Annotated in this window: 14 protein-coding genes, 1 other RNA gene and 2 riboswitches; of the genes, 9 read left to right on the top strand and 6 right to left on the bottom strand. The window is 50.8% G+C overall.

Annotated elements, in window-relative coordinates; genetic code table 11:
- Nucleotides 1–38 precede the first annotated feature (38 nt).
- From minC to AB8Q18_13925, 7 genes are all read left to right on the top strand, one after another.
- Nucleotides 39–791, top strand: a complete 753-nt coding sequence (gene minC / locus AB8Q18_13955; protein XDZ51259.1) for a septum site-determining protein MinC — start codon at nt 39–41, stop codon at nt 789–791.
- Nucleotides 792–807: 16 nt separating this feature from the next.
- Nucleotides 808–1,623 (top strand): septum site-determining protein MinD, encoded by an 816-nt coding sequence (gene minD / locus AB8Q18_13950; protein XDZ51258.1) that lies wholly within the window; start codon nt 808–810, stop codon nt 1,621–1,623.
- A 2-nt stretch (nt 1,624–1,625) separates the two neighbouring features.
- Nucleotides 1,626–1,910, top strand: coding sequence for a cell division topological specificity factor MinE (minE, locus tag AB8Q18_13945; protein XDZ51257.1), 285 nt, complete (start codon nt 1,626–1,628; stop codon nt 1,908–1,910).
- A 1-nt stretch (nt 1,911) separates the two neighbouring features.
- Nucleotides 1,912–2,832 carry a LysR substrate-binding domain-containing protein gene (locus AB8Q18_13940; GenBank protein XDZ51256.1) on the top strand — a complete coding sequence of 307 codons (921 nt, stop codon included), beginning with the start codon at nt 1,912–1,914 and terminating at the stop codon, nt 2,830–2,832.
- A gap of 175 nt (nt 2,833–3,007) precedes the next feature.
- Nucleotides 3,008–4,795 carry an acyl-CoA dehydrogenase gene (locus AB8Q18_13935; GenBank protein XDZ51255.1) on the top strand — a complete coding sequence of 596 codons (1,788 nt, stop codon included), beginning with the start codon at nt 3,008–3,010 and terminating at the stop codon, nt 4,793–4,795.
- 260 nt (nt 4,796–5,055) lie between these two features.
- The gene (locus AB8Q18_13930) at nt 5,056–5,853 is read left to right on the top strand and encodes a helix-turn-helix transcriptional regulator (GenBank protein XDZ51254.1); all 798 of its coding nucleotides are present in this window, start codon (nt 5,056–5,058) and stop codon (nt 5,851–5,853) included.
- Between the two features lie 85 nt (nt 5,854–5,938).
- Entirely contained in the window at nt 5,939–6,910 is a 972-nt protein-coding gene (locus AB8Q18_13925) for a TerC family protein (GenBank protein XDZ51253.1), read from the top strand.
- Nucleotides 6,911–6,952: 42 nt separating this feature from the next.
- On the opposite strand, the gene AB8Q18_13920 is transcribed toward AB8Q18_13925, so the two are convergent.
- The 6 genes from AB8Q18_13920 to AB8Q18_13895 all read right to left on the bottom strand — a co-directional run bounded on the left by AB8Q18_13920 (nt 6,953) and on the right by AB8Q18_13895 (nt 10,321).
- Nucleotides 6,953–7,300 (bottom strand): MGMT family protein, encoded by a 348-nt coding sequence (locus AB8Q18_13920; protein ID XDZ51252.1) that lies wholly within the window; start codon nt 7,298–7,300, stop codon nt 6,953–6,955.
- The gene (locus tag AB8Q18_13915; protein ID XDZ51251.1) at nt 7,297–7,782 is read right to left on the bottom strand and encodes a GNAT family N-acetyltransferase; all 486 of its coding nucleotides are present in this window, start codon (nt 7,780–7,782) and stop codon (nt 7,297–7,299) included. The genes AB8Q18_13920 and AB8Q18_13915 overlap by 4 nt, the downstream gene beginning before the upstream one ends.
- Nucleotides 7,783–7,796: 14 nt before the next feature.
- Complete coding sequence (locus tag AB8Q18_13910) at nt 7,797–8,552, bottom strand: class I SAM-dependent methyltransferase (GenBank protein XDZ51250.1); 756 nt, start codon at nt 8,550–8,552, stop codon at nt 7,797–7,799.
- Nucleotides 8,553–8,784: 232 nt separating this feature from the next.
- An RNA gene (gene rnpB / locus AB8Q18_13905) (RNase P RNA component class A) lies at nt 8,785–9,135 on the bottom strand.
- A 43-nt stretch (nt 9,136–9,178) separates the two neighbouring features.
- Nucleotides 9,179–9,739 carry a DUF1415 domain-containing protein gene (locus tag AB8Q18_13900; protein XDZ51249.1) on the bottom strand — a complete coding sequence of 187 codons (561 nt, stop codon included), beginning with the start codon at nt 9,737–9,739 and terminating at the stop codon, nt 9,179–9,181.
- Between the two features lie 99 nt (nt 9,740–9,838).
- A complete protein-coding gene (locus AB8Q18_13895; protein XDZ51248.1) occupies nt 9,839–10,321 on the bottom strand; it encodes an Lrp/AsnC family transcriptional regulator in 483 nt (160 codons plus the stop codon).
- Nucleotides 10,322–10,771: 450 nt separating this feature from the next.
- Nucleotides 10,772–10,858, top strand: a riboswitch (glycine riboswitch).
- A 13-nt stretch (nt 10,859–10,871) separates the two neighbouring features.
- Nucleotides 10,872–10,987: riboswitch (glycine riboswitch) on the top strand.
- A 49-nt stretch (nt 10,988–11,036) separates the two neighbouring features.
- Here AB8Q18_13895 and gcvT point away from each other — a divergent pair.
- Together gcvT and gcvH are read left to right on the top strand one after the other, a co-directional pair.
- Nucleotides 11,037–12,125 (top strand): glycine cleavage system aminomethyltransferase GcvT, encoded by a 1,089-nt coding sequence (gcvT, locus tag AB8Q18_13890; GenBank protein XDZ51247.1) that lies wholly within the window; start codon nt 11,037–11,039, stop codon nt 12,123–12,125.
- A 108-nt stretch (nt 12,126–12,233) separates the two neighbouring features.
- On the top strand, nt 12,234–12,617 hold the full coding sequence (gene gcvH, locus AB8Q18_13885) for a glycine cleavage system protein GcvH (protein ID XDZ51246.1): 384 nt from the start codon (nt 12,234–12,236) through the stop codon (nt 12,615–12,617).
- Nucleotides 12,618–12,634 lie beyond the last annotated feature (17 nt).

Raw genomic sequence — 12,634 nt, 5'->3', positions numbered from 1 at the left:
TGATTGAAAAAAACTATATAAAGTTAAAAAGTGACCCTATGAAATCGGTTTTAGAGGTTAAATCAGCGCGACTTGATGCTTTATGCATCCAGCTGAAAACAACAGACGCTGAACGGCTGGCTCAAGAGCTGGCGGTTCGATTCAAACAGTTGACCGATGTGGGCAGCGTGCCCTTCGTCTTAGACGTGAATGAGCTGGAAGACGTATGGTCTGTTGACTTTGTCCAGCTATTGGCCTTATTTACGCAATATGGTTTGCGCATCATTGGCCTTCGCCACTATGATAAGCAGGTGTCGGCCTTAGCCGCCAAACACCAACTGGCGTTTAGCCTGTTGCCAGAAACCAAAGCCGATGAGGCCATCCAAGCCTTAGTGGGCGAGGCCAAGGAGGCCAGCGACGAGGCCGCCGCGGCAGAAAGCGCAGCCGCAACCGCAGCGGCTACGCCTGAGCGCCAGCCAACGGTGGTCATTAGCCGGCCGATTCGTACCGGCCAGCAGGTGTATGCACAAGGTGCAGACCTCATTGTGTTAGATATGGTATCCGAAGGGGCAGAAGTGATTGCCGATGGCAATATTCACGTGTATGCACCGCTTCGGGGCCGTGCTTTAGCGGGGGCTAACGGCAACCGCGAAGCCAGAATTTTCGCTCAAGACATGCAGGCTGAACTGGTGTCGATCGCGGGGATTTACCGTAGTATTGAGCAGGATTTGCCTGAAAGCTTGGCCAATAAGCCTACGCAGATTTATCTCGAAGAAAATCGTTTAGTGATGAGTGCGTTAAGCACCAAATAGAAAAAGGAACTCTATTGTGGCAAAAATTATTGTCGTAACATCCGGTAAAGGTGGCGTAGGCAAAACCACAACCAGCGCCAGCATCGCAGCAGGATTAGCTTTACGCGGTCACAAGACCGCCGTGATTGACTTCGACGTGGGTTTGCGTAACCTTGACTTGATCATGGGGTGTGAGCGCCGAGTGGTGTATGACTTAATTAACGTGACTCAGGGTGAAGCCACGCTGAACCAGGCGCTGATTAAAGACAAGCATTGTGATAATTTATACATTTTACCTGCGTCACAAACCCGCGATAAAGATGCGTTGAAGCGCGAAGGGGTTGAAAAAGTATTGAAAGAACTCACTGAGAAAATGGATTTTGAGTTCGTGATTTGTGATTCACCGGCCGGCATCGAACAGGGCGCCTTGATGGCTTTGTATTTTGCCGATGAAGCGATTGTGACCACCAATCCTGAAGTGTCGAGCGTACGTGACTCAGACCGCATTTTAGGCATTTTAGGCAGCAAAAGCCGTCGGGCAGAAGAAAGCCAAGAGCCAGTGAAAGAGCATTTGTTGATTACCCGCTACTCACCAGAGCGTGTGGAAAAAGGCGAAATGCTGTCGGTTGAAGACATTTGTGACATTTTACGCATTCCTTTGATTGGGGTGATTCCTGAGTCGCAAACGGTTCTGCAAGCGTCGAATGCAGGCTCGCCAGCGATTCACATGGAAGGCACACCTGCGGCAGAAGCCTATCAGGATGTGGTGGCGCGTTTATTGGGCGAAAATCGCCCGATGCGCTTTACTGAAGCGGATAAAAAAGGCTTCTTCTCACGTTTATTTGGAGGGTAGGCATGTCCATCATTGCTAAGTTGTTTGGTAAGCGAGAAAAAAGTGCCAGCGTGGCGCGCGACCGTTTGCAAATCATCATCGCACAAGAGCGGGTAAAAAGTCAGGCACCTGACTATTTGCCTACATTACAACGTGAGCTTTTGGAAGTGTTGTCTAAATATGTGACCGTGTCCCCCGAGGACATTCGGATTGCACATGAGAAGCAAGACGGCATGGACGTATTGGAATTGAATATTACCCTACCAGAGGACAATACCAGTACGGCCACAGAGGCAGCAAAGGCATAACATGACGTTAACTGAGCTACGCTATATTGTGGCGGTTTCTCAAGAGAAACATTTTGGCCGTGCGGCACAACGCTGCTTTGTCAGCCAGCCCACGCTTTCAATTGCGATTAAAAAGCTGGAAGAAGAGTTAGGGGTGACCCTGTTCGACCGCAGCAGTAATGAAATCATTACCACCGATGCGGGCGAGCGCATTGTGGCGCAGGCCCAGCGTGTTTTGGATGAGGCCGACCTCATTAAAAGCTTGGCCAGTAAAGAGCAAGATGAATTAGAGGGCGCGTTTAAACTGGGCCTGATCTTTACTGTGGCGCCGTATCTATTGCCCAAATTGATTATGGCGCTGCGTGATTCAGCCCCGTTCATGCCGTTGATGCTGGAAGAAAACACCACTCAGGTGCTGACGGAAAGCCTCAAGCGCGGTGAGTTGGACGCCATTGTCGTGGCCGAGCCGTTCCAAGAGCCCGGCGTGGTGACTTACCCCTTATACGATGAGCCGTTTTTCATCATTACCCCTAAGGGCCATCCGTTCGAAGAACTGGATTCGGTCAGCACGGAAGTGTTCTCAAAAGAGCAGGTTTTGCTTTTGACCGAGGGCAACTGCATGCGGGACCAGGTTTTGGACAACTGTACTGAGTTGGCGAGCCGGCAAAAAATCTTGGGCTTAACCAATACGCTTCAAGGCAGCTCGATCAATACCATTCGCCACATGGTGGCCAGTGGTTTAGGGATCAGCGTGTTGCCGGCAACGGCTTTAACCGAGAATGATCATATGTTGTTCAGCATCATTCCGTTTGATATGCCGATTCCGTCACGTAAAGTGGTGTTGGCGGCTAGGCGGCATTTTGTCAGGCCCAAGGCCTTAGAAGCCATCCGTCAGGCGGTGTATGATTCCCACCTCGCCGGCGTTAAGTTCCTACGCGATTAGGCAAAATTAAAGTCAAGACTCGAAGTCTTGGCTTTTTTTTATGCCGATGATTTGATATAAGTAGTAAAGTCCGTGATCAATTAATGCTAGAGTGATCCGATGATAGGATGAGCATGCTATGGCTCATCACCACAGCGGTCATTGCTGGCCCCTAAAACTACCTAGGAGAATAATAATGAGTTACCAAGCCCCTTTAAATGATTTACGTTTTGCCCTGCACACCCACGCCAAGATTTCAGAGATTCTTACCTTGCCGATTGGCCTAGGCTTAGATGATGAAACCATTGACGCCATTTTGGAAGAAGCAGGCAAATTCAGCGAACAAGAGCTGGCCCCCACTAACCGTTTAGGCGACGTCAACGGCGCCAAAATCGTTGACGGTAAAGTCGTTAGCCATGAATCATTGCGCGCCGCGTTTGAAGCCTATCGCGCCGCAGGCTGGAGCGGCCTACGCGCCCCTGCCGACTATGGTGGTCAAGGATTGCCCTCAGTGGTGTCAACGGCGTGTGAAGAGCTGTTTACTTCGGCTAACCTGGCGTTCTCCTTGATGCCCATGTTGACCATGGGCGCGGCTGAGGCGCTATTGCACCACGCCAGCGACGACATCAAGCAAACGTATTTACCCAAAATGAGCGAAGGCCTATGGTCGGGTACCATGAATTTGACCGAGCCACAGGCAGGCTCAGACTTAGCTCAAGTAGCTGCTAAAGCCATCCCCAATGACGACGGCAGCTATGCCATTACCGGCCAAAAAATCTTCATTACTTGGGGTGAGCATGAGTTGACCGAAAACATCATTCACTTGGTGTTGGCGCGTTTGCCAGATGCCCCTGCGGGCGTGAAGGGCATTTCGCTGTTTGTGGTGCCAAAATTCTTGGTGACCGATAGTGGTGATGTGGGTGAGCGCAACACTTTAGAAGTGGTGTCGTTGGAGCACAAAATGGGTATTCATGCGAGCCCGACCTGCGTGATGCAGTTTAACGGCGCCAAAGGCTTCTTAGTCGGCACGGCCAACCGCGGTTTGAACCATATGTTTACCATGATGAACCATGCCCGCTTAGGCGTGGGCGTGGAAGGCCATGCCGTGGCCGAACGCGCCTACCAAATGGCGGTGGCCTATGCTAAAGAGCGTGTTCAAAGCCGCGCCGTGGATGGTGACAGTCATGATGCCGTGGCGATTATTCAGCACCCAGACGTGCGCCGTCTGCTGTTGACCCAAAAAGCCACCATTGAAGCCCAGCGCGCCTTGATCTTTGTGGCCGCCAACCTTTTAGATAAGGCCACCGACCACCCCGTAGCGAGCGAAAAGGCCTTGGCCTTGCAAACGCTGAGCTTCTTAATTCCCATCATTAAAGCCTGGTGTACGGAAAACGCCAACGTGCTGACCAATCAGGCATTGCAGGTGTTTGGCGGCATGGGCTATATCGAAGAGACCGGCGTGGCGCAATTGGTGCGCGATGCCCGTATTACCGCCATCTATGAAGGCACCACCGGGATTCAAGCCTTAGACTTAGTGGGCCGTAAAACCGCCATGGATCAAGGCGCTGCGGCTAAAGTCTTTTTGGCTGAAGGGGTGCGCATTGCCGAAGGTTTGGCCAAGGCTGGTGAGGCGCGTTTAGCCGAAGCCTTGAGCCACGCTTTAAACTTGGCGAAAGAGTCGGCCACCTATGTGGTGATGGCATTTGGCCAAGGTAAAGCGGCAGACGCCGCTGCCGGCAGTGTGCCGTTTTTGATGCAAATGGGGGTGACCTTGGGCGCCATCGAGATGGGCCGAGCCTATTTAGCCAGTAAAGAGGCGCTGCAAGACCCCGTAGCGGCCATGTTGCCAGAGTCTTTTTATGCTGAAAAACAACAGACGGTGGCGGTGTATTTTGACCACATTTTGGTACAGATCGAAACCTACAGCCGTCAATTGTTAAATGGATCAGATAGCATTTTAAAGTACAACTTGGATTCTTTCTGATGTAGCCGCTGCCTTTGGGCGGGTCAGAGCAAACCACCTTCGGGTGGTTTTTTTGTGGCATCAGTCAGTTACCCTTGCTGTAAATAGCCTTTTGTCATTTTAATTTATTCGATAATAGATATTTAAACACCTGATTTTTTTAAATAAATAGATCAAATTTTAACAAAACCCAACTTTTCCTTTACGCAAATTAACATTTTACTCTGTTAGGATAAGAATCCTATTAGTCATGGGATAATTCTTATCATAAAGGTCAGAGTATGAACGGGTCACCAAAACAGGCATTGGGCGAATTTATTCGCGCACAGCGAGAACGAATTTTACCAGTACAGGTGGGCTTGCCTTCCGGTACGCGCCGCCGTACGCCTGGGCTTAGGCGTGAAGAGGTGGCAGCATTGAGCGGCATCAGCACCACTTGGTTGGCTTGGCTAGAGCAGGGCCGTACCGAAACGGCGTCGGCGAAGGCCTTGTCGCGTTTGGCCAAGGCCTTACTGATGACGCCGGCTGAGCAAAAACACCTGTTTGAATTGGCTGGCCTACACCTAGACCCGAAAGAGCCGACCCAAAAGCGAGAGGTTGAGCCATTGTCGAGCGTGTTGCAAAAAACTGTCGATAATATTTTGGTGCCTGCTATGGTCTATGACCGCTATTGGGATTTAGCCTATGCTAACGCCACTGCGGCAGATTTGTTTGCCCACTGGTTTGAGCAAGAAAAAGCCGGCATTAACCTTTTAGATTATTTGTTTTTAGACCCACACAGCAAGTACTTCATGGGCGATTGGGCGGCCTTGGCCGACCGCGTCGTCGTGCAGTTACGCGCCGAATTCAATAACCATGCCGACGACGAGGCGTTACAGGCTTATGTACGGGGTTGGATGGGTAAGAGTCCGGAGTTTGCCGCGTTTTGGAACGAAACCGACGACGCTGCGTTAACCAAGAGCAGCCACCTGCGTAAGATCAAGCATCAGGTCAGCGGTGAGATGACGTATCACTCGGTGACCCTCAACCTAACAGAGGCTCCGGGTTTGAAGCTGGTTGTCTTAAATCCTTGTCATTAAAAAAATAATGAGGGAACTTATTAGACAACGTTGGTTCTTATGGATAGTCTAATTGAGTTCTCATCAGCTCAATAGGTTAAACACAATGGCAGTTAGCAGCCCCTCTATAGGCACACCATTATTTTATGGTGTGTTTTTTGTTGCCGTCCTCATCATGATCGCCATCGACATGTTGTCGTTGAAGAAAAATGGCCCCCATAAAGTCAGCATTAAAGAAGCCTTAATCTGGACCTTGGTCTGGATTGCCGTTTCCTGTAGCTTTGGCATTTGGTTGTATTTTGAACTAGCGGGTAACCCTCTGTTTGGCCCTGTGGTGGCGAAGGAAAAAACCCTCGAGTTCTTTACCGGCTACGTGATTGAAAAAGCCTTGTCGGTGGACAATCTGTTTGTGTTCCTGATGATTTTTTCATTCTTTAAAGTGCCGCCGCAGTTCCAGCACCGTGTGCTGCTCTACGGTATTTTTGGCGCCATCGTCTTACGCGCCGTGATGGTGTTCTTAGGCGCCTATCTGGTGCGCGAATTTGCCTGGATTTTGTATGTGTTTGGTGCTTTTTTGGTGTACACCGGCCTGCATATGTTTAAGCCTGAGCCAGAAGAAGCCCCAGACCTTTCGCAGAACAAAGCGCTCAAATGGATTTCTGCTCGTTTGCGCATGGTGGATGGTTTTCGCGAGGAGAAATTTTTCGTGGTGGAAAACGGCATTCGTTATGCCACACCGTTGTTCTTGGTATTGATCATGGTGGAATTGAGCGACGTGGTGTTTGCCGTCGACAGCATTCCGGCGATTTTTGCGATTACGACCGACCCCTTCATTGTGTTGACGTCTAATATTTTCGCCATCTTAGGTCTGCGTGCGATGTATTTCTTATTGGCCGACATGGCCGATCGCTTCCATCTGTTGCGCTATGGTTTGGCGGTGGTGCTGACCTTCATCGGTGTGAAGATGCTGATTGCGAAGTTTTACCACATTCCGGTCGGGATTTCTTTAAGCTTCGTGTTCTTGACCATTTTCTTGTCGATCATTGTGTCGTTGATTGCCACCAAGAAAAAAGCCTAAACGACGATTGTCAAAACGCCCCAATCATATTGGGGCGTTTTTTTATGCCTGAATCTCTGGTTCATGCAGCCATTCGTAGCGGCTAAGATCAATGCTGTCATCGGCCGCAAACACAATCCCTTCTGCCATAAGGGCCTTTTTTTGACGTTGATGATCCTGGCCGCTCAATGAGATTTGGCCGTGTCGATTGACCACACGGTGCCACGGTAGCGTGTGGCCGTCGGGCAGATGTTTGAGGATGGCACCGACTTGCCGCGCCGCTCGGGCGCTGCCTGAGCGACGGGCCACTGTGCCATAACTACAGACATGGCCATAAGGAATGCTGGCGACGGTGTGTAAGACGCGCTGTTTAAAGCTGTCTAGGGGATGGGCGTAAAGTGGCTCATTCATGCCGTTTTCACCTGTCGTGGCGGCAGGCCCATGATGGTGACCCACTCTTGGTTTAGAAAGCGCTCTTCGATCGGCAACCAGCCTTTACGGGCGTACAGAGCCTGTTGATCGGGCGTGTATAAATAGAGGGTTTGGTCTGGGTGTTGGGTTTGAAAATGCTCGACCAAACCGCGAATTAAAGCGCTGGCCACACCTTGACCACGGGCTTCGGGGTGGGTGAAAATTTCACCGATCCACCAGGGGCGTTGTGGTTGGTCGTTGAGCTCATAGGCAATGATGCTGGCTGTGCCTAAGAGGGCCTGTTCTGATTCATCCAGCGCCAGCCACACCTGCTCTCCCGTGGCGTTGCGGCTGCGTTGAGTGAGGCGCGCGGCGGTTTGTGTTGGCTCGGCCCATTGCGCCCAGGCGCCCCATTCTTGCTGCAGCAATAGGCTAAGGGGCTGGGTGTGTTCGGTGGCGAGGGCGAGAGAAATGAGCTGCATGATGGGCCTTGGGTTTATTTGGTGGCTTCGAAGGTGATGAGACGCTCGGTGGCGCTCGGGGCTTGGCCAAATTGATAGCCGGCAGACACGACAATGTCACGAAAGCCTAATCGCTGTAGTAGCTGTTTAAACTCTTCAATGCCGTACCAGCGCATGTCAAAGCGCTGTAACTCCGTCGCCACCAGCGTGCCTTGTCGCCAAGCTTCATACTTGAGTAGGGTATGAGTCGTTTGCTCGACCCAGTTCATTTCTTGGGCGTGGTGGGTGAGGGTGATGCCATAGTCTGGCGCCAGCTCAAAGGTGCTGACGGTTTGCTGGTGGTTTTGCCAGTCTACGGGCAAGTCTAAATCCAGAATCAGGCGGCCGTTAGGCTGTAGCGATTGCTGAAAATGGGCCAAAATACGTTCAGCCGCCTGCCGGTCGGTGATGAGGCCAAAGGAACCGGTCGGGACAATAATGGCTTCATAAGTATGCGGGTAGGGGTAGGTGCCCATGTCGCCTTGATAAAGCATGGGCTGTATATTGGCCTCTTGGCAATTGTGCTGACACATAGCCAACATGTCGGCCGATAGATCAATGCCGTCGATGTTGAGACCAGATTGATAAAAAGGGATCAGCATGCGGCCGTTGCCCACGCCGGCCTCTAGTATTGGGCCGGTGACGCTGCTCAGGCGGCTGTGGTAATAGTCAATGTCGCCCGCAATGGCGTGGCCAACGGGCTTGGTGTGTTCGTAAATTTGGGCGCATAAAGGGCCGTATTGGGCGTACATATGGCGAGATTTCTGGTTTATTAGGAATGATTTGATGATAAAGGAGGCTGGGGCGTTTTGCCAGAGGACGCTTGGCGTGGCTTAGGAAGGCTAAATCGAGCGTTATCTGAGCGTTATTTAAGCCATTGATTTAAATATTATTTAAATGGTTTATGGATTAAGGGAGGGCGGCTGTGCCCAAAAAACAACAGCCATTGATCTGTCGATCAATGGCTGTGGTCGCAATAGGGTGCGTAAAAGTCGGTCGATAAGCCGGGTTCTGTCTAGGACAGTCATTCATCTAGGCGTACCGTTACCAGCACGCTCAAGCAACCTACCCGAAGACGATACGAGCCGCATCATGGCCTTCTGTTTGGTCTTGCTCCAAATGGGGTTTAGCTTGCCGCTTCGGTTACCCGTTGCGCGGTGCGCTCTTACCGCACCTTCTCACCCTTACCTGTGCTTCCGAAGAAGCCATCGGCGGTCTAAGTCTCTGCACCACTTTCCGTTGCCTTTCGACACCCAGCCGTTAGCTGGCATTTTGCTCTATGGAGCCCGGACTTTCCTCCCCGTGTAAACACGCGACGACTGTCTGGCCAACTTTTACGCCGGCAGATTTTAACACGGCTGGCCTATTAGGGGCGGGTTTATTTTACCTTGGGAATGCCCAAAGCCGCCCAACCGTCGTGGCCCATCTCTTCTAAGAGGGCGATGTTGCGCTCAAAAATAGCGTCAGCGTTGGGGATGGCGGCCACGGCCTTGTCGATGCTGCTTTCGCGAATGAGGTGGAGCGTTGGGTAGGGGGCGCGATTGGTGTAATTGCTGATGTCGTCTGGCTCGGTACCGTCGAATTGAAACTCAGGATGAAAAGGGGCAATTTGCAGAATGCCGCTTAAATCGTGTTCTTCAATAGCCTGATCGGCCACAAACACCATGTCGTTGAAGGTTAAAAAATCGTCGAATAGGCTGGGGTGAACCAATAGCGTGGTGTCGGTCACGTTTGGATCGCATTCGGCTAAATGGTCTAGCTCACGGTCTAAGTCTTCTAAAAACCCATCTAAGTGTTTGGCGTGGCTCACCACGATGCGGACTTGGTCTTTAACGTAGACGGCTTTGGCAAAAGGGCACAGATTAAGGCCAATGATGGCTTTTTCGAGCCAGGTTTTGGTGTGTTCGATGACGGTAACGTCGGTGGGGGCGGTAGACATGATGTAGGGCCAAAACGCAAAAGTTGAAAGGCCTTCATCATAGCAAAGGCTGCCTGAAAAAGGGACATTCAGGCAGCCTTAATCACGTTGTCGTTGCGCTTAATCTAAATGTAGATGAGCCAGCGGCAATGACGTGGTGGATTTGATTTCTTTGAGGACGAAGCTTGATTTTGCATCGTTGACGCCAGGTTGAGACAATAAAGTGTCCAACACAAAGTGGGAGAAATCTTCCATGTCGACAAAGAAGGTGTGCAGTAGATAGTCGGTTTCGCCGGTCAAAGCAAAGCAAGACAATACTTCAGGCCATTCTTGTACCGCTTCATCGAAGAGGCCGCGGGCGTTGTCGCCCTTATTTAACGACACCCGAATGATGGCTTGCAAGCCTAGGCCCATGCTTTGAGGCTCTAGTAAGGCGGCATAGCGGCGAATCACGCCCGCATCTTCTAGCTGTTTCAAGCGGCGCAGGCAAGGTGACGGGGACAAAGCCACACGTTCAGACAACTCTACGTTGGTCAGGCGACCATTCTCTTGTAGTACTTGTAAGATCTTAAGATCGGTTTTATCTAAAATCACATTTTTCATGAAGCTTTCTCCTGAGCCCAATCTTATTGTTGGGCTACGAATGGGTGTCACTAGAAAAGTAAACGTTGGTATTAGTATATATAGGGAAAGAATACCTGAAAAAGCGAGGCTGAAGCAAGAATATGTTTTCGGGGGTGGTGTTTATAAAACAATATGGCAATGAGTGGCGTTGCCACGTGGCCCGACGATGCTTTGTAAACCCTGCCCTGATTGTGTCACCGTCGCCTTGCAATCACCAGTGAGAGGATGGTAATTGATGCCTATAGGTTCTGTTCCCGGCGTCTATAATAGAGGAATAAAAGCATAATTTGCAAAAATATCTAACATATTTTATCAATTTTAGTTACTTTGTGAGCGCGTCATGCTCCGAGAGGGTGAATTTTACGCCGTGCTTTTCTGCGTCGGCGCGCGCTTTGGCTTGCCAAAAACAGGCAAACAAAAGATAATAGTGTCAGTTTAGCAGGAGAGCGTGCATAGGCACCACCGAAGGCGCATACACCCTTGTAATCGCTCAGGTAACCGGACTGTTAAATATCGAGCGTTGATGCGCTCAAGCAAATCTGGAGAGTGGCCAAGCCTGGCCCACCGAAGGGGGAAAGAAGCCAAGTGTCGTAAAAAAGCGGCACGGGTTTCGAAAATCTCAGGTTTCAGGACAGATAGGGTACGCACCTTTATTGATAAAAAGGGCGTTCTTATTTACATTGGAGCCATCAAAATGTCACAACTTTTACACACCCCGTTCTACCAAGCCCACGTTGATGCCGGTGCCAAACTGGTTGATTTTAGCGGTTGGGAATTACCCATTCATTACGGTTCACAAATTAAAGAGCACGAAGCGGTACGTACCGATGCAGGCATGTTTGACGTGTCTCACATGACCATTACCGATGTGGTTGGCGAACAGGCTCAAGCCTGGTTGCAAAAACTGCTGGCCAACGACGTGGCTAAATTGAAAGTCGTGGGTAAGGCCCTTTATTCACCCATGTTGAATGAACAAGGTGGGGTGATCGACGACTTAATCGTGTACTTGACCGAAGGTGGCTACCGCATTATTTCTAACGCTGCGACCCGTGAAAAAGACGTGGCGTGGTTCCAAAAAACAGCCGCGCCTTTTGGCGTGCAGCTAAGCGTACGCACCGACCTAGCCATTTTGGCGGTACAAGGCCCGAACGCAATTGCCAAACTAGAAGCCGTGAAGCCAGAATGGAAAGAAATCGTTGATGGTTTGAGCCTATTCCAAGGCGCTCAGTTGGCCAACGATTGGTTTGTAGCCCGTACTGGCTACACCGGTGAAGACGGTGTGGAAGTACTGTTGCCGAATCAAGAAGCGCTGGCGTTCTTTGCCGCCCTACAGGGCGCAGGCGTCGTGCCTTGTGGTCTGGGCGCGCGTGACACCTTACGTTTAGAAGCTGGCATGAACTTATATGGCCACGACATGGATGAAGACATCACGCCGCTAGAAGCCGGTATGGGTTGGACCATTGCGTGGAATGACCGTGATTTCATTGGTAAAGCGGCGCTAGAAGCCAAAAAAGCCACTGGCGTGGAAGTGAAGCAAGTGGGTTTAGTGATGAGTACCCGCGGCGTGTTGCGTGAAGGCATGGAAGTGAACATTCCAAACGTGGGCACTGGCGTGATCACCAGCGGTACGTTCTCACCCAGCTTGAAATTATCGATCGCGATTGCCCGCGTGCCTGCCGCCACAACGGATATGGCCCAAGTTGACATTCGCGGTACCTTAACCGATGTACGCGTGATTAAGTTGCCATTCGTTCGTCAAGGCAAGGCAATGTTTGAATTGTAAGCATACTTCGGGCGGGCGCAGAGCATCTGTGGCCGGCCTGAATGTTGGCTATTGAGTTTGGTTTTCGTTTAATGATTGTGTCTTTTATACATACACTGGAGAATTAAGATGAGCAATATTCCTGCAGATTTAAAATACGTTGAGTCACACGAGTGGTTGAAATTGGAAGCCGACGGCACTGTGACCGTGGGCATTACCGAGCACGCACAAGAAGCTTTGGGCGACATCGTGTTTGTTGAATTGCCAAACGTGGGTGATGACTTAGGCGCTGACGACCAAGCTGGCGTGGTTGAATCGGTTAAAGCCGCTTCTGACATCTACGCACCGATCGACGGCGAAATCGTGGCCATCAACGAAGAGTTGATCGCCAGCCCTGATTTGGCCAACACCGATCCTTACGGCGCAGGCTGGTTCTTCCGCGTGAAGCCACGCAATGCGGCTGACCTAGACGGTTTGATGAGCGCAGAACAATACGCTGCTGAAATCGCCTAATATCCTTGAAGCCCGCT

The organism is Neisseriaceae bacterium CLB008 (genome assembly GCA_041228285.1).
GTDB lineage: Bacteria > Pseudomonadota > Gammaproteobacteria > Burkholderiales > Neisseriaceae > JAGNPU01.
Note: the sequence above shows the minus strand (reverse complement) of the source record. Positions and strands in the feature narration are given on the sequence as shown.

Excerpts from the sequence above, each read along its gene's own strand:
- minC (XDZ51259.1), top strand. The coding sequence starts at position 39 with ATGAAATCGGTTTTAGAGGTTAAATCAGCGCGACTTGATGCTTTATGC.
- minE (XDZ51257.1), top strand. The coding sequence starts at position 1,626 with ATGTCCATCATTGCTAAGTTGTTTGGTAAGCGAGAAAAAAGTGCCAGC.
- AB8Q18_13940 (XDZ51256.1), top strand. The coding sequence starts at position 1,912 with ATGACGTTAACTGAGCTACGCTATATTGTGGCGGTTTCTCAAGAGAAA.
- AB8Q18_13935 (XDZ51255.1), top strand. The coding sequence starts at position 3,008 with ATGAGTTACCAAGCCCCTTTAAATGATTTACGTTTTGCCCTGCACACC.
- AB8Q18_13930 (XDZ51254.1), top strand. The coding sequence starts at position 5,056 with ATGAACGGGTCACCAAAACAGGCATTGGGCGAATTTATTCGCGCACAG.
- AB8Q18_13925 (XDZ51253.1), top strand. The coding sequence starts at position 5,939 with ATGGCAGTTAGCAGCCCCTCTATAGGCACACCATTATTTTATGGTGTG.
- AB8Q18_13920 (XDZ51252.1), bottom strand. The coding sequence starts at position 7,300 with ATGAATGAGCCACTTTACGCCCATCCCCTAGACAGCTTTAAACAGCGC.
- AB8Q18_13915 (XDZ51251.1), bottom strand. The coding sequence starts at position 7,782 with ATGCAGCTCATTTCTCTCGCCCTCGCCACCGAACACACCCAGCCCCTT.
- AB8Q18_13910 (XDZ51250.1), bottom strand. The coding sequence starts at position 8,552 with ATGTACGCCCAATACGGCCCTTTATGCGCCCAAATTTACGAACACACC.
- AB8Q18_13900 (XDZ51249.1), bottom strand. The coding sequence starts at position 9,739 with ATGTCTACCGCCCCCACCGACGTTACCGTCATCGAACACACCAAAACC.
- AB8Q18_13895 (XDZ51248.1), bottom strand. The coding sequence starts at position 10,321 with ATGAAAAATGTGATTTTAGATAAAACCGATCTTAAGATCTTACAAGTA.
- gcvT (XDZ51247.1), top strand. The coding sequence starts at position 11,037 with ATGTCACAACTTTTACACACCCCGTTCTACCAAGCCCACGTTGATGCC.
- gcvH (XDZ51246.1), top strand. The coding sequence starts at position 12,234 with ATGAGCAATATTCCTGCAGATTTAAAATACGTTGAGTCACACGAGTGG.